Source organism: Pseudomonas sp. GW821-FHT09E12, assembly GCF_059416085.1.
This window is the reverse complement of the sequence record NZ_JBWKOM010000001.1, coordinates 1,037,984-1,056,413: the sequence shown is the minus strand read 5'-3', so window position 1 is coordinate 1,056,413 and position 18,430 is coordinate 1,037,984. Positions and strand designations below refer to the sequence as shown.

Below are 18,430 nucleotides of genomic sequence, written 5' to 3'. Positions count from 1 at the left end.
CTGCAACTGGTTTGCATTAACAGCCGCATCTTCTTGCGATCAACAGGACTGCTCGAATTTGAAACGCCACGACCTGAATAACAACAATCCGTCCCTGCCTTCCACCCGCTGGCTGCCGCTGGCCTTGGCCCTGGCCCTGGCGGTCAGTGTCGCGCTGCCCCAGGCCCATGCCGAGCAGGCGCCGAGCGCCATTCATATCCAGGCCCAGCCCCTGGGCGAGGCGCTGAGCCAGCTGGGGCTGCAAACCTCGCTGCAGGTGTTCTTCAGCCCCGAGCTGGTGGCCGGCAAACAGGCCCCGGCGGTGGACGGCAACCTGTCGCCGGAGCAGGCGTTGCGCCAGTTGCTGCAAGGCAGCGGCCTGCAATATCAGATCGATGCCGGCTCGGTGACCCTGAGCCCGGCGCCGTCGGCCGCGGCGGGCGCCCTGGAGCTGGGCTCCACCAGCATCAGCGTGGTCGGCGACTGGCTGGGCGACGCCAACGAGGCGGTGGTGCAGAACCACCCCGGCGCGCGCACGGTGATCCGCCGCGAAGCCATGGTCGAGCAGGGCGCGATGAACGTCGGCGACGTGCTGCGCCGGGTGCCCGGGGTGCAGGTGCAGGACGCCAACGGCACCGGCGGCAGCGACATTTCCCTCAACGTCGGCGTGCGCGGCTTGACCTCGCGCCTGTCGCCGCGCTCCACCGTGCTGATCGACGGCGTGCCGGCGGCCTTCGCGCCTTATGGCCAGCCACAGTTGTCGATGGCGCCGATCTCCTCGGGCAACCTCGACAGCATCGACGTGGTGCGCGGCGCCGGTTCCGTGCGCTATGGGCCGCAGAACGTCGGCGGGGTGATCAACTTCGTGACCCGGGCCATCCCGGAAAAAGCCACCGGGGAAATCGGCACCACCCTGGAAACCTCCCAGCGCGGAGGCTGGAAGCATATCGACACGGCGTTCCTCGGCGGCACCGCGGACAACGGCATCGGCGCGGCGCTGCTGTACTCGGGGGTCAACGGCAACGGTTATCGCGCCAGCAACAACGGCAACGACATCGACGACGTGATCCTCAAGACCCATTGGGCGCCCACCGACCAGGACGATTTCAGCCTCAACTTCCACTACTACGACGCCAAGGCCGACATGCCCGGCGGCCTGACGCAAAAGCAGTACGACGCCGACCCCTATCAGTCGGACCGCGACTGGGACAACTTCAGCGGCCGCCGCAAGGACGTGTCGTTCAAGTACCTGCGCCAGATCGACGACCGTACCCAGTTCGAGGTGCTGACCTACTACGCCGACAGTTTCCGCGGCAGCACCATCGCCGCCCGCGACCAGAAGACCCTGGTCTCCTACCCGCGCACCTACTACACCTTCGGTATCGAGCCGCGGGTGTCCCATGTGTTCGACCTTGGCCCGACCACCCAGGAAGCCAGCGTCGGCATGCGCTACCTGAAAGAAGGCATGCACGAAGAGGCCAGCCGCCTGGCCCTGGTCAACAACCAGCCGGTGGTGCGCCCGGGGTCCGACGGCCATGTGTACCAGGACCGCACCGGCGGCACCGAGGCCACGGCTTTCTATATCGACGACAAGATCGACGTCGGCAACTGGACCGTCACCCCGGGCATCCGTTTCGAGAACATCCGCACCGAATGGCACGACCGCCCGGTGCTCGGCACCAATGGCGCGCGGGTCGAGGAGAAGCGCCGGGAGATCAACAGCAACGAGCCGCTGCCGGCGCTGAGCGTGATGTACCACCTCTCCGATGCGTGGAAGCTGTTCGCCAACTACGAGACGTCGTTCGGCAGCCTGCAGTACTTCCAGCTGGGCCAGGGCGGCGTCGGCGACCAGACCGCCAGCGGCCTGAACCCGGAGAAGGCCAAGACCTACGAGATCGGTACGCGCTACAACGATGAAGTGTGGGGCGGCGAGCTGACGGCGTTCTACATCGACTTCTCGGACGAGCTGCAATACATCAGCAACGATGTCGGCTGGACCAACCTCGGCGCGACCAAGCACCAAGGGATCGAGGCATCGGTGCACTACGACCTGGCCGCGCTGGACCCGCGCCTCGACGGCCTGACCGCCAACGCCGGTTTCACCTACACCCGTGCCACTTATGAAGAGGGCGGTTCGGCGTTCAAGGACCGCGACCTGCCGTTCTACTCGCGCCAGGTGGCGACCCTCGGCCTGCGCTACGACATCAACCGCTGGACCTACAACCTCGATGCTTTCGCCCAGTCCAAGCAGCGTTCGCCGGGCAGCATGGTCAACGCCGACGGCAGCTTCAACAACAACTACATCACCGAAGGTACCGCCGACGGCCAGTACGGTGACATACCGGGCTATGTCACCTGGAACGTGCGCGGGGGGTATGACTTCGGCTCGCAGCTGTCGAACCTCAAGCTCGGCGCCGGGGTGAAGAACGTCTTCGACAAGCAGTACTTCACCCGCTCCAGCGACAACAACGCCGGCATGTACGTCGGCGCGCCACGGACCTTCTTCGTCCAGGCCAGCGTCGGCTTCTGACCGACCGTGTCGCGCCCATCGCGGGCAAGCCTCCCGAGGATTGCCCGCGATTTTTTATGCCCGGCGCAAATCCCTGTAGCCGCTGCCGCAGGCTGCGCAAAGGCCCGCAGGGCCTTCCTGCAATCTTGAAAACACAGTGGGCGCTCGATGGCCCGCGAAAGGGCTCACACCTTCAACACTTTCCCACTGGCCGCCACGCCGATCAGCATCACCGCGATAAGGCCGAAGGCGATGCTCAGGCTGCTGCCGTGGGCGATAAAGCCGATCAGCGCCGGGCCGGCGAGGATGCCGGCGTAACCCAGGGTGGTGATGGCCGGCACGGCGATGGCTTCGGGCATGACGGTCTGTTTGCCCACCGCGGTGTACAGCACCGGCACGATGTTCGAGCAGCCGACGCCCACCAGCGCGTAACCCACCAGCGCGGCTTCCCAGGCCGGTGCCAGGGTCGCCAGCAGCAGGCCCGCGGCGGCCACCGAGCCGCCCATGACGATCACCCGCGTGGCCCCCAGCTTGTGCACGATGGCATCGCCGGTCAGGCGGCCGACGGTCATGGTCAGGGCGAAGGCCGCGTAACCCAGGCCGGCATAGGCGGCATCCACCTGGCGCTCGGCGCTGAGGAACACCGCGCTCCAGTCCAGCACCGCGCCTTCGGCGAGGAACACCACGAAGCACAGGCAGCCAATGAACAGCACCACGCCGTGGGGCACGGCAAAGGCCGGGCCCGAACTCCGGCTGCCATACGGCAACATGTGCGGCGCCGCCTTGAGCAGGGCGACGACCAGCAAGGCCACCACCACCAGGGTCGCGCCCAGCGGCGACAGGCCCAGGCCGAGCATGGCGCTGACCCCGGCCGCGCCGACGATGCCGCCGAGGCTGAACAGGCCATGGAAGCCCGACATCATCGGCCGGCCGCTGGCCCGTTCGACGATCACCGCCTGCAGGTTCACCGTGGAATCCACCGTGCCCAGCCCGGCGCCGAACATGAACAGCCCGGCGATCAGCAGCGGCACCGTGCTCACCGTGGCCAGCAACGGCAGGGCCAGGCAGATCAGCAGGCTGCCGGCGGCCATCACCCGCCGGCAACCGAAGCGCCCGGCCAGCACCCCGGCGATCGGCATCGCCAGGATCGAACCCACGCCCAGGCACAGCAGTAACAGGCCCAGGGTGCCTTCATCGAGCCCGGCCCGGGCCTTGGCGTAGGGCACCAGCGGCGCCCAGGCGGCGATGCCGAAACCGGCGATGAAAAAGGCGATGCGCGTGGCCATCTGTTCCAGGCGGCCGGGGCTGATCTGTTGCTCTGAGGTGTGGGTGTTGAGGGCTGTCATAAAAATCCTTGGCGGTCAGCTCCAGGCGCCTGTCGGGCAATCGGCGGTTGCCGCTGGAGGACCGGGCCGGCCGTTTCACCGACCCGTTGTTGATACACCGCCGGCGACATGGCGCCTTCGGTGTGGATAAGCAGGACGCGCGAGTGGGCGTCGAGGTGCGCGACTTTGCGCCGCGCGCCATCCTTGCACATCAGGCTCAGTCCCGCGAGGCCCGCGGCAGCGGATTCGCCGGCCAGCAGGGGAATGTCCCGGGCGCTGCCGGTGGCCAGCTGGCACATGGCGCCGGCGGTGAGCGCGTCGGGGAGTGTGACCAGGCAATCGTTCGAAGGTTGCAGGAAGCGCCAGGCCGGGCCAGCCATCGACGAGCCCAGCGCGCCACTGGCCAGGCCCCGGCTCGCAGCCCTGGAAATAATATTGCGTGGCTGGCGAATTTGTTTCGCATAATCGCCAGCCTTTGCACAATTTCATTCCATTGATTGCCCACCACTGATTGCCCGCCCATGGATTGCCCGCATGACCACCAGCCTGGATGCCTACGACCTGAAACTGCTCGCCGAACTGCAACGCGATGCGCGCACCCCGCAAAGCGAGTTGGGGTTGCGGGTGAACCTGTCCACCGCGGCGGTCAACCGGCGCCTCAAGCGCCTGAGCGATGAAGGGGTGATCGAACGCTACAGCGCGGTCATCGCTCCCGAGGCCCTGGGCTATGAGTTGAGCATCATTGTCGAGGTGGAGGTGGAGAGCGAACGCATCGATCAGCTCGATGCGCTCAAGCGCAGCTTCCAGGCCTGCCCGCAGGTGCAGCAGTGCTACTACGTGGCGGGCGAGTGCGATTTCGTGCTGATCTTCGCCGTGCGCAACATGGCCCAGTACAACGAATTGACTCGTGAGCTGTTCTTCGAGAACAACAACGTCAAGCGCTTCAAGACCCTGGTGGCCATGAGCCGGGTCAAGGTCGGGCTGGATGTGCCGACCCAGCCTTGATGAGTGATTGGCCCCGGTTTGCCAAAAACAAAAGTTCTTCTGTAGGAGCGAGCGGGCGGCGATTCGACTTGCTCGCGATAAACGAAAACGCGGTCTGTCAGGCGGACCGCGTCGTTCTTATCGCGAGCAAGCTTCGCTCCTACAGAACCCAGGGTAGTTCTGGCTGGCTGGTAAAAACGACAACGCGGCGCCCTTGGGCGCCGTGTTGTCGTGGGGAGGCCGATCAGCCCTGGCGACGGGCATCCAGGCTGAAGCGACCGGCGCCGAAGGCCACCACTTGCAGCAGGCCGCCGGCCATGGCGATGTTCTTGAAGAAGTGGATGAACTGGTTCTGGTCGCCCAGGTTGTTGTGGAAGGCCAGGGCGGTGGCCACGCTGAACACGGCCAGGCCCAGGGCGACCAGGCGGGTGCGATAGCCGGCGATCAGCAGCAGGCCGCCACCCAGTTCCACGGCGATGGCGATGCCCAGGGCCAGTTGCGGGAAGGGCAGGCCGACCGACTGGATGTAGCCGACCATCGCGGCCGGCGCGGCGATTTTCGAGAAACCGGAAAGGATGAAAATGGCGCTGAGCAGGACGCGCCCGATCAGGCTGATGCTGGCGTTGCTGTTCGAGGTAGTGGACAGGCTGTTGGTCAGTGTGGACATGCTGGATTCTCTCGGTGGATTCGGCCTCACCACCTTGGTGCGCCGCGATGGAGAGAAGTTTGCCACTGGCGTTATGAACGTAATAGCCGAATAATTTCGAGTGTCAGGTTCGATTTTTTAGAACGTAGCCTTTGCGAGAACAGCCCCATGTCCAGCAACCCCGGTACGCCCACCCTCGATCAATTGCGCATCTTCCTCACCATCGTCGAGGTCGGCAGCTTTGCCGGCGCGGCGCGCAAGCTGCATCGCGCCACCTCGGTGATCAGCTATTCCATGGCCAACCTGGAGCTGCAACTGGGGGTCAGCCTGTTCGACCGCAAGACCACCCGCAAACCCCAGCTCACCGAGGCCGGGCGCACGGTGCTGGCCGAGGCGCGGAGCATCTATAACGGCATCGACGGCCTGCGGGCCAAGGTCAAGGGGCTGCTGCAAGGCCTGGAAGCAGAGGTTCACCTGGTGATCGACGTGATGTTCCCGGCGGCGCGCATCGTCGATGCGCTGAAAAACTTCCGCCGCGAGTTCCCCACGGTTCAGCTGCACTTGCACATGGAGGCCCTGGGCGCAGTGGCCGAGATGGTGCTGGCGGGACGCGCCGCGGTGGGTGTCAGCGGCATGGTGCACCGCGATCTGGGCGGTATCGAGCGGGTGCAGGTGGGGTTCGTCCAGCTGATTCCGGTGGCGGCTCCGGAGCATCCGCTGGTGCAAGCATCGGTCAACCTGCCGGGGGCTGGTCGCGAACATGTGCAGCTGGTGCTGTCGGACCGTTCCGAGCTGACGCGCAACCAGGATTTCGGCGTGGTCGGCACCCACAGCTGGCGCCTGGCGGACCTGGGCTCCAAGCATATGCTGCTCAGGGAAGGCATCGGCTGGGGCAACATGCCGGCGCCGATGGTCGAGGAGGACCTGGCCAGCGGGCGCCTGGTGCAACTCGATCTGCCGGGCAGCCAGGGCCTGCCTTATGGCTTCGACGCCATCTACCGCCTCGACACGCCACCGGGGCCGGCGGCGTCCTGGCTGATCGATTGGCTGGTGGCCCAGGCTCAGTCCGCCTGAGGCATTGCCTGATCGGCTTCCTGGAGTGGGCCGAGGGCCTGGGCCAGGAAGTCGACGAAGAAGCGGATTTTCTGCGACACATGGCGATTGCTGGCATACACCGCGTAGATGGTCCGGCGCGGCATGGAATAGCAGGGCAGGACCCGCTGCAACTGGCCGCTGTCGAGCAGTGGCTGGGCGATGAACGAGGGCAGGGCGCCAATGCCCAGCCCGGCCTGGAGCATGTCGCTGAGCATCAGGCTGTTGTCCACGGCAAAACGCACCGGCAGTTCCAGGCGGCTGCTGCCTTGCGGGCCTTCCAGCTGCCAGTGGCCGGGGTGTTCGGCCAGGCGATAGGCCAGGCAGCTGTGCTCGCGCAGATCATCGACCGTCTGTGGGCTGCCCTTGGCCTGCAGGTAGACCGGGGCGGCGCAGATCACCTGTTCGATTTCCCCCAGGCGCCGGGCGATCAGCGACGAGTCGCTCAACTGTCGGCGTATCCGCAACGACACGTCGAAGCCTTCGCTCACCACATCCAGCAGGCGGTCGTCGAGGGTCAGGTCGATGTGAAATTGCGGGTAGCGCCGCATGAAGTCGGCCAGGATCGGCGACAGCACCTTGAGGCCGAACGACAGCGGCGCGTTGACCCGCAAGCGGCCGCCGGGCTCGCGGGTGCCGGCGCGGGTCGCGCATTCCAGGGCCGTCAGTTCGTCGAGCAGGTGGCAGCACTCGCTGAAGTAGGCCTGGCCGGCGTCCGACAGGCTCATGCGACGCGTGGTGCGCAGCAGCAACAGGCTGCCCAGGTGTTCCTCCAGCTGGCGCACCTGCTTGCTGACCGCGGCGGTGGATTGCCCCAGGTCGTTGGCCGCGAGGCTGAAGCTGGCGCGCTCCACCACGCGGCGAAAGGTGCGCATGGCTGCCAGCACATCCATATTGTTTCTCCTGGGTTGAATATGTCTTAACGAAACGGCTGATTATCGCCGAATTGTTAATCCATACCATGGACACTTCATTTCACAGGAGTGTCGTCATGGCTGTTTCCCGTTTGTTGCCTGTCATCCCCGGCCTGGCCGCCTTGTCGCTGTTCAGTGCGCTGTGCGGCGCCGCGCCCCAGGCCGAAGTCGGCGTCAGCCCCTGGGGGCCGAAGGATGAGATCGGCCGCCTGAACCTGATCACCGAGCAGTCGCGGGCGGCGATCATGGCCCGGGTCAGCGGCAGCCAGGCCTATGACCTGGCAGTCGAGTATTTCGTCGGCATGCCCAGCTGGCAGGCGGCGGGCGATCCGCCGTACCAGATGTGGATGACCCACACCCCCCACGGCAATGTGATCGCCGACCCGATGCAGGTCGGCGAACCGATGAACCGGCATGTCAGCTATACCGGCTCGGCGGTGTCGATGTACGCCCATATGGGCACCCATATCGATGCGCTTAACCACTTCGGCCTCGACGGCAAGATCTGGAACGGCTTTCGCGCCGACCAGCACCTGGGCGATCGCGGCTGGAACGTCACCGGCGCGGAAAAACTGCCGCCGATCGTTGCCCGCGGGGTGCTGATCGACGTCGCCGCGGCCAAGGGCGTGGACATGCTGGCGGACAATTACCGGGTGACCCGCGCCGACCTGCAACAGGCGCTGAAGGCGCAGAAGGTCAGCCTGGAAAAGGGCGACGTGGTGCTGATCCGCACCGGGCGCATGCGCGACTATGAAAAGGCCCAGGCCTATATGGCCAACCCGCCGGGCATGAGCCTGGACGCGGCGAAGTTCCTGGTGGAGGAGGGCGGCGCGATGGTGGTGGGCGCCGATAACCTGAGTTTCGAGACCTTCCCGTCGGAGGTGGAAGGCAACTACTTGCCGTTGCATACCTACCTGCTGGCGATGCAGGGCGCGCCGATCCTGGAACTGGTCAATCTCGAAGGCCTGTCGCGGGACCGGGTGTACCAGTTCGCCTTTATCGGTGCGTCATTGAAGTTGCGCGGTGCCGATGCCGCGCCGATTCGGCCGATTGCCTTGCCGATTCGCTAAACGCCTGCCGTCCGGTCAGCCCGATGTTTGTGTAGCCGCTGCCGCAGGCTGCGATCGAGCGGCACGCTCGCGGGGATCTTGCGGGCGCCGAGACCCTGCGGGTCTATCGCAGCCTCGCGGGCTCGGCAGCGGCTACAGGGAACGGGGACTCCCTCGATATTCCGGTCAGGCTCGATGCTTGTGTAGCCGCTGCCGCAGGCTGCGATCGAGCGGCACGCTCGCGGGGATCTTGCGGGCGCTGGAGGCCCTGCGGGTCTATCGCAGCCTCGCGGGCTCGGCAGCGGCTGCAGGGGCTGTCGGCGTTAGTCTTGCTCGCACAACGTCCGTAAGGCCGGGTCGCGCACGCGCATCAGCTCGAACAGCCCCAGGGCCCTGAGCGCCGGCAGGGCGGCCAGCAGATCTTCCTCGGCCACGCGGCGCTGCTGCGCCGAGGTGCCCGGGTCGCTCCACAGCCGGGCATTGATCAGGAAGGCCCCCACCGTACCTTTGCGTACCTGGGTGCCATTGAAGTCGCCATGGTTGAGTTGATCGGGTAACAGGTCTTCGGCGCGCATGGATCGATCCTCGTGTGAATGAGCGTTCAGTCTGCGGTCCGAGGATTGGCTAAACTACCTGGTTCTTGCCGTTGAATAACGTGAAACAGCCAATGTCCCAACCTTTGGTTTCCCCCTTGCTCGCTCAAGCCGAGAGCGGTCCGCTGCTGGTCGCGGCGTGGCAACACAGCCCGATCGAACGGCAGACCGCCGCCCACAGCCACGCCCGCGGCCAACTGCTCGGCGCACGGCGCGGCCTGTTGTCGGTGACGGCGGCCGACAGCCAGTGGGTGGTGCCGGCGACCCATGCTGTGTGGGTGCCGCCCCGCTGCGAACACGCCTTGCGTTCCCATGGCCCGTTCGACGGCTGGAGCATCTATGTCGAGCCCGAGGCCTGCCACGAACTGCCGGCGCAACCACGGATCATTGCCACCTCCGGGCTGTTGCGGGAGGCGGTGATGCGTGCGGCGAGCTGGCCACAAGGCGCGCTGGATGAGCCGCAATTGCGCATCGCCCGGGTGATCCTCGATGAACTGGGCAGCCTGCCGGTGGAACCCTTTGGCCTGCCATTGCCTGTGGACCCGCGGTTGCGGCGGATCTGCCAGGTGCTGGCCGACGACCTGGCGGACAGCCGCGGCCTGGAGGCCTGGGCGCAATGGGCGGGGATCTCGCCACGAACCCTGGCCCGGCGTTTTGTCGCCGAGACCGGTTTTGCCTTCAGCCAGTGGCGGCAGCGCGCGCGATTGCTGCGGGCCCTGGAGCGCCTGGCGGCGGGCGATGCAGTGACCCGGGTGGCGCTGGACCTGGGCTACGACAATGTCAGCGCCTTTATCGCCATGTTCCGACGTCAGTTCGGGGTGACGCCGGGGCGCTATTTCGCCCGGCACGGAACAGGCTGAGCGCCGCTACCCCGATAGACGCGGGCGCATGCCCTCACCCCGCCGAAAACCGCTCCCGGCTGTTGCTCAGGTGGGTCCACATCGCCGCCCGTGCGGCATCCGGGTCCTGGCGGCGGATGGCGGCGTAGAGGGTTTCGTGTTCCTGGTTGGCCAGGGTCGCCAGTTGCGCCAGGTCGACATCGCCGCGCTCGGCGTCGCGCACCCGGGTCCGGGGGATCAGGGCGTTGCCCAACGATTGCAGGATCTGCACGAAATAGGGGTTGCCGGTGGCTTCGGCGATCAGCAGGTGGAAACGCTGGTCAGCCTCCACGCAACTGTCGTTGTTGGCCAGCAGTTGCTGGTAGTCGTCCAGCGCCTGGCGCATCTGCGCCAGTTGCTCGGCGCTGCGCCGGCGGGCGGCGAGAGCCACCGCCTGGGTTTCCAGGCCCAGGCGCAATTCGAGGATGTCGCGCACGCTCAGGGCGGTATCGACGTTCAAGCGCAGGCCGTGAGTGTCCTGGCGTTCCAGCACGAAGCTGCCGACGCCATGGTGGGTTTCCACCCAGCCGGCGGCCTGCAGTTTGGAGATGGCTTCGCGCACCACGGTGCGGCTGACGCCATGGGCGCGGACGATGGTGCTTTCCGACGGCAGCTTGTCACCGGGCTTGAGCAGGCCGCGCATGATCTGTTGGGTCAGGTCGCTGACCAGGTCATGGGCCAGGTTGGTGGAAGGGCGACGGCGGCCCGGGGCGATATCGGATTCGGTGCTCATGGCAAGGTCGCGCGGGGAGGAAGCAAAAAGCTTATCACCGAAGTGGCCGGGCAGGGCTCAACTTGTCTGACATGTATGACAAGTTATCGGATAAGTCACTTCAGGGTTCAGTGCAGGTTCTCAGCGCGAGTGCAGCCTGAAAAATATTTCTGTGCCTATATTTTTTATTTATATGAATTAAATCAATTGGTTGAGTTTATTTCTCAACATTCTCTTCGATCAACAAAGCCTCGAGTACCGACTTCTGCGACGAGTCTGCGCTTGTGACGCTATTTTTCTACTTGTATGATGACTGTCAACTAGGGCGCTCGCCCAGTCACCCGCACACAACAACAAACAAGTGGGAGAGGCATCGTGAATACCACCCTCAATCCGGCCGGCGACGATTCCCTGCTGGCCATCGCCGTGGCGAAGGTCAAGCGCCATGTGCTGCCGCTGTTCGTCATCATGTTCATCGTCAACTACATCGACCGGGTCAACATCGGCTTCGTCCGCACCCACCTGGAACATGACCTGGGCATCGGCGCCGCGGCCTACGGTTTTGGCGCCGGGCTGTTCTTCATCGGTTACGCGTTGTTCGAAGTGCCGTCCAACATGCTGTTGCAGCGGGTCGGCGCGCGGATCTGGCTGACCCGCATCATGTTCACCTGGGGGCTGGTGGCCACGGCCATGGCCTTCGTGCAGAACGAAACCCAGTTCTATGTGCTGCGCTTCCTGCTGGGGGTGGCCGAGGCCGGGTTCTTCCCCGGGGTGATCTATTACTTCACCCGCTGGTTGCCCGGGGTGGAGCGGGGCAAGGCGATCGCCATTTTCCTAAGCGGTTCGGCCGTGGCTTCGCTGGTCTCCGGCCCGCTGTCCGGAGCGCTGTTGCAGATCGAGGGCCTGGGCTGGCACGGCTGGCAGTGGATGTTCATCATCGAGGGCATGGCTTCGGTGCTGCTCTGCGGTTTTGTCTGGTTCTGGCTCGACTCCACGCCCCGTGACGCCAAGTGGCTGAGCCCCGGCGAGCAGGAGGCGCTGGTGCGGGCGATCGACGGCGAACAGCGCGAGCGCGAAGCGGCGATGCCGGTCAAGCCGTCGCTCTGGACCCTGCTCAAGGACCGGCAGATCCTGCTGTTCTGCCTGATCTACTTCTGCATCCAGCTGACCATCTACGCCGCGACCTTCTGGCTGCCGAGCATCATCAAGAAGATGGGCGACCTCAGCGACCTGCAGGTGGGCTTCTTCAACTCCATTCCCTGGCTGATCTCGATCATCGCCATGTATGCCTTCGCCGCGGCGTCCGGCAAATGGAAGTTCCAGCAGGCCTGGGTCGCCAGCGCCTTGCTGGTGGCGGCCGTCGGGATGTTCCTGTCCACCACCGGCGGGCCGGTGTTCGCCTTCGTCGCCGTGTGCTTCGCCGCTATCGGCTTCAAGTCGGCATCCGCGCTGTTCTGGCCGATTCCCCAGGCCTACCTGGATGCGCGCATCGCCGCCGCGGTGATCGCCCTGATCAACTCCATCGGCAACCTCGGCGGCTTCGTCGCCCCGGCCACCTTCGGCCTGCTGGAACAACGCACCGGGTCGATCCAGGGTGGCCTGTACAGCCTGGCGGCGACCTCGATCATCGCCGCGATCATCGTGTTTTTCGCCCGCACCCGGCCCAAGGCCCATGTCATGCCGACGCCCTTGGACGATGCCCGCCCGCTGCTGGACAAAACCCACTGACCTTTGCCGACAGGAACCGCCCCATGACTTTTGAATCCACCCATCATCACCCTGGCCAGACACCGCTTGTCACCCGACTGCAAGTGGTGCCGGTGGCCGGGCATGACAGCATGCTGCTCAACCTCAGCGGCGCCCACGGCCCGTTTTTCACCCGCAATATCGTGATCCTTACCGACAGCGCCGGTAACACCGGGGTCGGTGAAGTGCCGGGGGGCGAGCGGATTCGCGCGACCCTCGAAGAGGCCCGGGAACTGCTGGTCGGCCAGCCCATCGGCCATTACCAGAAGCTGCTCAACCGGGTGCGCCAACGTTTTGCCGAGCGCGATGCCGGCGGGCGGGGCCAGCAGACTTTCGACCTGCGCATCGCCATCCATGCGGTGACCGCGCTGGAAGCGGCGCTGCTCGACCTGCTCGGCCAGTTCCTCGGGGTGCCGGTGGCGGCGTTGCTCGGCGAAGGCCAGCAGCGCGAATCGGTGAAGATGCTCGGCTACCTGTTCTACATCGGCGACCGGCGCCAGACCGACCTGGCCTACCGCAACGAAGCCGAGGCCGACGATGCCTGGCTGCGCCTGCGCCATGAACCGGCGCTGAACGCCGAGAGCATCGTGCGCCTGGCCGAGGCGGCCAAGGCGCGGTATGGCTTCAACGACTTCAAGCTCAAGGGCGGCGTGCTGCGCGGCGAAGAGGAAATGGAGGCCGTCACCGCCCTGGCCGAATGCTTTCCCAAGGCGCGCATCACCCTCGACCCCAACGGTGCCTGGTCGCTGAAACAGGCGATCGCCCTGTGTCGCGATCAACACCGGGTGCTGGCCTATGCCGAAGACCCCTGCGGCGCGGAAAACGGTTACTCCGGGCGCGAGGTGATGGCCGAATTCCGCCGCGCCACCGGGCTGCCCACGGCGACCAACATGATCGCCACCGACTGGCGGGAAATGGGCCACGCGATCCAGTTGCAAGCGGTGGACATTCCCCTGGCCGATCCGCATTTCTGGACGATGCAGGGTTCGGTGCGGGTGGCGCAGATGTGCCATGAATGGGGGCTGACCTGGGGCTCGCATTCCAACAACCACTTCGACATTTCCCTGGCCATGTTCACCCATGTGGCGGCCGCGGCGCCGGGCGAGATCACCGCCATCGACACCCACTGGATCTGGCAGGACGGCCAGCACCTGACCCGCAATCCGCTGCAGATCGTCGAGGGCTGCGTGGCGGTGCCGCAGACGCCGGGGCTGGGCGTCGAACTGGACCTGGACGCGCTGGCCCGCGCCCATGAGCTGTACAACAGCCGGGGCCTGGGGGCGCGGGACGACAGCGTGGCCATGCAGTTCCTGATCCCGGGCTGGCGCTTCGACAACAAGCAGCCGTGCCTGGTGCGCTGAGCCAGGCAGGAGAAGCTTGGCCGGGCCGCTGCATTCACAGTAATGTCAGCGGCCCGTCTGCTTTTGGAGCCCTGCAATGACTGCTTTCTACGATGCCCGCGGCAATCTTTACGGCGTGGTGGCGCCCGAGGCGGTACGCCGGTTGGGGATCGCCTTGCCGGCCAGCGCGGCCGAGGCGGCGCTGGCCCGGGCCAATTGGAGCGAGCAGGCCATCGAAGCCCTGTGCAGTTGGCCCTCCGGCACCCGGCCGGAAGGGGCCAAGGCCCATCGCAGCGACGGTTTGCTGGTCGGGCCGTTCCAGGACGCGCCGCCGTTCGACCTGCTGATCGTCAACACCGACGGCACCCTGGCCGAGCGCAGCGGCAACGGCCTGACCATCTTTTCCCAGGCCTTGACCGAGCAAGGGCTGCTGCCGGCCCAGGGGCCTGCGCAGCTGCGGGTGCATCACGACAAGCCGGACGGGGTGTCGCCGCTGGCGACCCTGGTCGAGCCGGCGCAGGTGGCCGGGGTGTCCGGTTTCTGGCTGGACCTCGGGCAACCGGCGTTCGGCCCGCACGCCGTGGGTGCGCAACACGGGGTCGAGCATGACGGTTCGAGCTGCGTCGAGCTGAGCCGGGTGCGCGGGCTGGCGCGGTTGCACCCGCAATGGTGCCGTAGCCAGTTCGTGCGTATCGGCAACCCCCATTGCGTGACCCTGGTCAGTGACGCCAGCGCCTTGCCGGGCAACCGGCAGATGAGCGAAGCGCCCCTGGCCGAGGCCCTGACCCGTATCGCCTACGCCCTGCCCACCGGCAGCGGTGAACCCTGTCCGGCCGGGGTGAACCTGCAATGGGCGTGGCTGGAGGGCCCGCAGCGCATCGCTGCACGGGTGTTCGAACGCGGCGAAGGCCCCACGGCATCCTCCGGCACCAGCGCCAGCGCGGTGGCCAGCGCGGCGTGGCGGGTCGGTTGGGTCAAGGCCGGCGAAGTCGCGGTGGTGATGCCCGGCGGCACCGCGCCGCTGCGCCTGGAGGAGCGGGGTGGGGAGCTGGTGCGGGTGAGCCTGTTCGGGACGGCGCGCCTGATTCCGTAGCCGCTGTTGCAGGCTGCGCAATAGTCCGCAGGACTTTTCGGAGAGCTTGAAGAGCGTCTGTAGAGGTTCAGGCACGATGATGCTTGGGATAACAACTCAAGGGTGGCGATTGTGTGCCGATTAGTGTGTTGTGAAAGGCATCTCGTCTTTTGTGCTGATCTTCGGAGTATTTGTGACGCTCAGAGTAATTATTGCCGCATTGGCGATATTGGCCGGATGTGTGATTGCTGTTCTTAATGCTTGCGATAGTGCCTGGTTTTCCGCTGCGGTGGCGCTTGAAGCAGGTTTTCTGGCTGGCTTCTGCGTGCTCTTGGGGTTCTCCGGGTCCAGAGAGTCCGTGTGGGTCAAGTTGGGCGGTGGTCTTTTGCTGTTGTTGGGCATTCTTGCCGTCGTTAACGAAAAACCTGCTTTTGATCTTGACCGATCGAAAGCCAATCAGCAGTTGGCCCTGGCTTTTGCAAACCGAGACGTTGAATGCACCAGTGAATATGCAGAGATGCAGCGGTTGCGTGATAGGGGGATCTCAGCCTGTTCTACTCAAGGGGCCAAGGATATACGGGAGGCGGCGACAGAGCTGTCCAAGGCACAGCATCTAGGTGCCGGGGCGACACTGGCCGATGGTGCTTATACGCAGATAAAAGGTTCCGCCTCGGATCATTGTTTTGAGGCGTATTTGGCAGCCAAGAAGCTATGCCCGAATGCGTTCTCTTCGCTTGAAAAGCCTGTCCGGATCATTCTGGAAAAGTACGAGTCCAGTCGTAAACCCTGATTCGAAAAAGTGTTGAGTCAGATGCCGCCTTCGCGGGCAAGCCTCGCTCCTACAGAGGAATATGCAACCTGCTTCTGTAGGCGCGAGGCTTGCCCGCGATGATGTCAGCGGCCGTTACACAAACCCCGCATCACCTGGCAGCTCGACCTGGGCCATCTGCCGTTTCATCAGCACCTTGCCGTCGCGGATCGAGTACAGCGGCAGGCCTTGGCTGCGGATCATTTCGTAGTCGCTGTCGGCCGACAGGATCAGCAGGTTGGCCGGCCGGCCTTCCTCCAGGCCGTAACGCTCACCCAGGGCCAGGGCCTTGGCGCTGTTGTCGGTGACCAGGTCGAGGGCGCTCTGCAGGTTGCGGTAGCCGAGCATGTGGCAGATATGCAGGCCGGCTTCCAGCACCCGCAGGATGTTGCCGTTACCCAGGGGGTACCAGGGATCGACGATCGAGTCCTGGCCGAAACACACGTTCATCCCGGCTTCCAGCAGCTCGTTGACCCGGGTCACGCCGCGGCGTTTCGGGAAGCTGTCGAAGCGCCCCTGCAGGTGGATGCTTTCGGTGGGGCAGGAGACGAAGCTGATGCCCGAGTGGCCGAGCAGGCGGAACAGCTTGGCGCAGTAGGCGTTGTCGTAGGAGCCCATGGCGGTGGTGTGGCTGGCGGTCACCCGCGAACCCATGTCGCGGCTGCGAGCTTCCTCGGCCAGCACTTCGAGAAAACGCGAATGCGGGTCGTCGGTCTCGTCGCAATGCACGTCCACCAGGCAGCCGGTGCGTTCGGCCAGGTCCATGAGGAACTTCACCGAGCTGACGCCCTGGTCGCGGGTGTACTCGAAGTGCGGGATACCGCCCACCACATCGGCGCCCAGGCGGATCGCCTCTTCCATCAGTTCGCGACCGTTGCGGTAGCTTTCGATGCCTTCCTGGGGGAAGGCGACGATCTGCATGTCGACCAGGTGCGTGCTTTGCTCGCGCACTTCGAGCATGGCCTTGAGCGCGGTCAGCTCCGGGTCGGTGACATCGACATGGGTGCGCACGTGCTGGATGCCGTGGGCGGCGAGGGCGCGCAGGGTTTTCCGGGCGCGGGCCTTGGTGTCTTCCTGGGTGATGGTGACCTTGCGCTCGCCCCAGCATTCGATGCCTTCGAACAGGGTGCCGCTCATGTTCCAGCGCGGCTCGCCCGCGGTGAGGGTGGCGTCCAGGTGAATGTGCGGCTCGACGAAGGGCGGCACCACCAGGTTGCCGCCGGCGTCGAGGTCGTCGGGGCCCAGGGTCGGGGCTTCGGTCTGCCGGGCGATGCTGGCGATGCGACCGTTCTCCAGGTGCAGTTCGTGCAGGCCTTCGCGGTTGCGCAGGCGGGCGTTGATGATGAGCATCGGAGCGATTCCTTTTTCAATCCAGGCGGTCAGGGTACGGCGCTCGGGCCGGCGGCCGCAACGTCGCGTGGCCCGGGCTCATGCCTGGATGTCCGCGGCGGTGGTGGCGCGTGCGCCGAGCAGGCTGCTCAGCAGCATGTAGCTCAGGGCGGCGGCTGCGATGCCTACCAGTGGAGCGACCCAGGGCGAGCCGAAGGCCGCCACGGTGCCGATGGCATAGGCGCCCAGGCCGGCCCAGTTGAACGCCGGCAATTTGCTGTCGGCCAGGCGCGGGTACTGGCCGCGATAGCGATAGAAGAAGTCGGCCATGATCACCCCGCCAATCGGCGGGATCACCGTGCCCAGCAGAATCAGGTAGGGCACCAGCATGTCGTACATGCCCAGCAGCGCCAGCAGGGTGCCGATCACCGCGCCGGCCAGGGTCACGGTCTTGCGCCGGCCGGTGCGCAGCAGGTTGCAGCCGGCGACGGCGAAGTTGTAGATGGTGTTGTCCTGGGTGCTCCAGATATTCAGCAGGAGCATGGCCATGGCGGCCATGGCGAAGCCCTGCAACAGCAACACTTCGACCACGTCCGGCTGCTGGTAGACGATGGCGCCGTAGGCACCGATCAGCACCATCAGGCCGTTGCCGATAAAAAAGCCGATCAGGCTGGCCAGCACGGCGACCCTGGCCGAGCGGGAAAAACGCGTCCAGTTGGTGGCCTGGGTGGCGCCGCTGACGAAGGTGCCGAACACCAGGGTGATGGCCGTGGACAGGTCGAGGCTGGCGCTCGGCACCACGGCCAGCAACCCCTCGAGGCCGCCGACCTTGACCGTGGCCACCCACATCGACAGCAACAGCAGCAGGGCCATGGCCGGCACCGCGATCCAGGAGAGGATTTCCAGCCCGCGATAACCGACGTAGGCGGTGGCGCAGAACACCAGACCGAACAGCACCATCAGCCCCAGCACGGTGTCCTGGCCCAGCTCGAAATACTTGCCCAGCACCACCGCGGCGGTGGCGGTGCCCCAGGCGTACCAGCCGATCTGGGTGAACCCGAGGATCAGGTCGCTGAGCTTGCTGCCCACCTCGCCGAAACAGAAGCGTCCCATCAGCACCGAGTTCAGGCCGCTCTTGAAGGCGATATAGCCCAGGCCCGCCGCGTACAGGCCCAGCAGCAGGTTGCCGAGGACGATCACCCCGAGCATCTGGCCAAAGCTGAAGGCCACGCCGAGCTTGCCGCCGGCGAACATGGTGGCGGTGAAAAAGGTGAAGCCCAGCAGCACCATGGCCGTGGAGGCCAGGCCCTTGCGCGCGTGCATCGGCACTTCGCTGAGCGGGTAGTCGTTGCCTGGATCGTTCTGCGTCATGTGCCTTCCCCTGATTGGCCCAGGCGTGGCCTGGTGCGTAAGCGACGCAGGCATCTGCTGCAGTCGCCGTGCCAACGCCCCCA

Annotated in this window: 17 protein-coding genes; 9 read left to right on the top strand and 8 right to left on the bottom strand. The window is 65.5% G+C overall.

What is annotated here, in order from left to right; genetic code table 11:
* The first annotated feature begins 58 nt into the window (after nucleotides 1–58).
* Nucleotides 59–2,509: a TonB-dependent siderophore receptor gene (locus AC07PQ_RS04770; RefSeq protein WP_493184345.1), complete on the top strand. Its 2,451-nt coding sequence runs from the start codon at nucleotides 59–61 to the stop codon at nucleotides 2,507–2,509.
* Nucleotides 2,510–2,673: 164 nt separating this feature from the next.
* Here the strand turns inward: AC07PQ_RS04770 and AC07PQ_RS04765 are convergent, their stop codons facing one another.
* Nucleotides 2,674–3,834 carry an MFS transporter gene (locus AC07PQ_RS04765; RefSeq protein WP_114762364.1) on the bottom strand — a complete coding sequence of 387 codons (1,161 nt, stop codon included), beginning with the start codon at nucleotides 3,832–3,834 and terminating at the stop codon, nucleotides 2,674–2,676.
* Nucleotides 3,831–4,193 carry a PALP domain-containing protein gene (locus AC07PQ_RS04760; protein ID WP_007932739.1) on the bottom strand — a complete coding sequence of 121 codons (363 nt, stop codon included), beginning with the start codon at nucleotides 4,191–4,193 and terminating at the stop codon, nucleotides 3,831–3,833. The genes AC07PQ_RS04765 and AC07PQ_RS04760 overlap by 4 nt, the downstream gene beginning before the upstream one ends.
* Nucleotides 4,194–4,347: 154 nt before the next feature.
* Between AC07PQ_RS04760 and AC07PQ_RS04755 the strand changes: the two genes are divergently transcribed.
* A complete protein-coding gene (locus tag AC07PQ_RS04755; RefSeq protein WP_007932741.1) occupies nucleotides 4,348–4,818 on the top strand; it encodes an Lrp/AsnC family transcriptional regulator in 471 nt (156 codons plus the stop codon).
* Between the two features lie 223 nt (nucleotides 4,819–5,041).
* On the opposite strand, the gene AC07PQ_RS04750 is transcribed toward AC07PQ_RS04755, so the two are convergent.
* Nucleotides 5,042–5,464, bottom strand: coding sequence for a DoxX family protein (locus AC07PQ_RS04750; protein WP_007932743.1), 423 nt, complete (start codon nucleotides 5,462–5,464; stop codon nucleotides 5,042–5,044).
* A 147-nt stretch (nucleotides 5,465–5,611) separates the two neighbouring features.
* Here AC07PQ_RS04750 and AC07PQ_RS04745 point away from each other — a divergent pair, with 147 nt between their 5' ends.
* A complete protein-coding gene (locus tag AC07PQ_RS04745; protein ID WP_493184346.1) occupies nucleotides 5,612–6,517 on the top strand; it encodes a LysR family transcriptional regulator in 906 nt (301 codons plus the stop codon).
* Here AC07PQ_RS04745 and AC07PQ_RS04740 read toward each other — a convergent pair.
* On the bottom strand, nucleotides 6,505–7,428 hold the full coding sequence (locus tag AC07PQ_RS04740) for a LysR family transcriptional regulator (RefSeq protein WP_493184347.1): 924 nt from the start codon (nucleotides 7,426–7,428) through the stop codon (nucleotides 6,505–6,507). The genes AC07PQ_RS04745 and AC07PQ_RS04740 overlap by 13 nt on opposite strands.
* A 98-nt stretch (nucleotides 7,429–7,526) precedes the next feature.
* On the opposite strand from AC07PQ_RS04740, the gene AC07PQ_RS04735 reads away from it, so the two are divergent.
* Complete coding sequence (locus tag AC07PQ_RS04735) at nucleotides 7,527–8,519, top strand: cyclase family protein (RefSeq protein WP_007932749.1); 993 nt, start codon at nucleotides 7,527–7,529, stop codon at nucleotides 8,517–8,519.
* 302 nt (nucleotides 8,520–8,821) lie between these two features.
* Here the strand turns inward: AC07PQ_RS04735 and AC07PQ_RS04730 are convergent, their stop codons facing one another.
* Nucleotides 8,822–9,073 carry a hypothetical protein gene (locus AC07PQ_RS04730; protein ID WP_007930614.1) on the bottom strand — a complete coding sequence of 84 codons (252 nt, stop codon included), beginning with the start codon at nucleotides 9,071–9,073 and terminating at the stop codon, nucleotides 8,822–8,824.
* A gap of 92 nt (nucleotides 9,074–9,165) precedes the next feature.
* On the opposite strand from AC07PQ_RS04730, the gene AC07PQ_RS04725 reads away from it, so the two are divergent.
* Nucleotides 9,166–9,951 (top strand): AraC family transcriptional regulator, encoded by a 786-nt coding sequence (locus AC07PQ_RS04725; protein WP_493184348.1) that lies wholly within the window; start codon nucleotides 9,166–9,168, stop codon nucleotides 9,949–9,951.
* Between the two features lie 34 nt (nucleotides 9,952–9,985).
* Here AC07PQ_RS04725 and AC07PQ_RS04720 read toward each other — a convergent pair whose 3' ends face one another.
* Nucleotides 9,986–10,702 carry a FadR/GntR family transcriptional regulator gene (locus AC07PQ_RS04720; protein WP_007930610.1) on the bottom strand — a complete coding sequence of 239 codons (717 nt, stop codon included), beginning with the start codon at nucleotides 10,700–10,702 and terminating at the stop codon, nucleotides 9,986–9,988.
* A gap of 354 nt (nucleotides 10,703–11,056) precedes the next feature.
* On the opposite strand from AC07PQ_RS04720, the gene AC07PQ_RS04715 reads away from it, so the two are divergent.
* The 4 genes from AC07PQ_RS04715 (at nucleotide 11,057) to AC07PQ_RS04700 (ending at nucleotide 15,629) form a co-directional block, all read left to right on the top strand.
* Nucleotides 11,057–12,409, top strand: coding sequence for an MFS transporter (locus AC07PQ_RS04715; protein ID WP_007930608.1), 1,353 nt, complete (start codon nucleotides 11,057–11,059; stop codon nucleotides 12,407–12,409).
* Between the two features lie 23 nt (nucleotides 12,410–12,432).
* Nucleotides 12,433–13,788: a glucarate dehydratase gene (gene gudD / locus AC07PQ_RS04710; RefSeq protein WP_007930607.1), complete on the top strand. Its 1,356-nt coding sequence runs from the start codon at nucleotides 12,433–12,435 to the stop codon at nucleotides 13,786–13,788.
* A gap of 76 nt (nucleotides 13,789–13,864) precedes the next feature.
* A complete protein-coding gene (locus tag AC07PQ_RS04705; protein WP_007930605.1) occupies nucleotides 13,865–14,860 on the top strand; it encodes a diaminopimelate epimerase in 996 nt (331 codons plus the stop codon).
* Between the two features lie 130 nt (nucleotides 14,861–14,990).
* Complete coding sequence (locus AC07PQ_RS04700; RefSeq protein WP_157173177.1) at nucleotides 14,991–15,629, top strand: hypothetical protein; 639 nt, start codon at nucleotides 14,991–14,993, stop codon at nucleotides 15,627–15,629.
* A gap of 114 nt (nucleotides 15,630–15,743) precedes the next feature.
* Here AC07PQ_RS04700 and codA read toward each other — a convergent pair whose 3' ends face one another.
* Both codA and codB read right to left on the bottom strand, forming a co-directional pair.
* Nucleotides 15,744–16,997 carry a cytosine deaminase gene (gene codA, locus AC07PQ_RS04695; protein ID WP_493184349.1) on the bottom strand — a complete coding sequence of 418 codons (1,254 nt, stop codon included), beginning with the start codon at nucleotides 16,995–16,997 and terminating at the stop codon, nucleotides 15,744–15,746.
* Between the two features lie 78 nt (nucleotides 16,998–17,075).
* The gene (codB, locus tag AC07PQ_RS04690; protein ID WP_150052282.1) at nucleotides 17,076–18,347 is read right to left on the bottom strand and encodes a cytosine permease; all 1,272 of its coding nucleotides are present in this window, start codon (nucleotides 18,345–18,347) and stop codon (nucleotides 17,076–17,078) included.
* Nucleotides 18,348–18,430: the final 83 nt, after the last annotated feature.

Excerpts from the sequence above, each read along its gene's own strand:
- AC07PQ_RS04760 (WP_007932739.1), bottom strand. The coding sequence starts at position 4,193 with ATGGCTGGCCCGGCCTGGCGCTTCCTGCAACCTTCGAACGATTGCCTG.
- AC07PQ_RS04725 (WP_493184348.1), top strand. The coding sequence starts at position 9,166 with ATGTCCCAACCTTTGGTTTCCCCCTTGCTCGCTCAAGCCGAGAGCGGT.
- AC07PQ_RS04720 (WP_007930610.1), bottom strand. The coding sequence starts at position 10,702 with ATGAGCACCGAATCCGATATCGCCCCGGGCCGCCGTCGCCCTTCCACC.
- AC07PQ_RS04745 (WP_493184346.1), top strand. The coding sequence starts at position 5,612 with ATGTCCAGCAACCCCGGTACGCCCACCCTCGATCAATTGCGCATCTTC.
- AC07PQ_RS04750 (WP_007932743.1), bottom strand. The coding sequence starts at position 5,464 with ATGTCCACACTGACCAACAGCCTGTCCACTACCTCGAACAGCAACGCC.
- AC07PQ_RS04735 (WP_007932749.1), top strand. The coding sequence starts at position 7,527 with ATGGCTGTTTCCCGTTTGTTGCCTGTCATCCCCGGCCTGGCCGCCTTG.
- AC07PQ_RS04740 (WP_493184347.1), bottom strand. The coding sequence starts at position 7,428 with ATGGATGTGCTGGCAGCCATGCGCACCTTTCGCCGCGTGGTGGAGCGC.
- codA (WP_493184349.1), bottom strand. The coding sequence starts at position 16,997 with ATGCTCATCATCAACGCCCGCCTGCGCAACCGCGAAGGCCTGCACGAA.
- AC07PQ_RS04765 (WP_114762364.1), bottom strand. The coding sequence starts at position 3,834 with ATGACAGCCCTCAACACCCACACCTCAGAGCAACAGATCAGCCCCGGC.
- AC07PQ_RS04705 (WP_007930605.1), top strand. The coding sequence starts at position 13,865 with ATGACTGCTTTCTACGATGCCCGCGGCAATCTTTACGGCGTGGTGGCG.
- gudD (WP_007930607.1), top strand. The coding sequence starts at position 12,433 with ATGACTTTTGAATCCACCCATCATCACCCTGGCCAGACACCGCTTGTC.
- AC07PQ_RS04755 (WP_007932741.1), top strand. The coding sequence starts at position 4,348 with ATGACCACCAGCCTGGATGCCTACGACCTGAAACTGCTCGCCGAACTG.
- codB (WP_150052282.1), bottom strand. The coding sequence starts at position 18,347 with ATGACGCAGAACGATCCAGGCAACGACTACCCGCTCAGCGAAGTGCCG.
- AC07PQ_RS04730 (WP_007930614.1), bottom strand. The coding sequence starts at position 9,073 with ATGCGCGCCGAAGACCTGTTACCCGATCAACTCAACCATGGCGACTTC.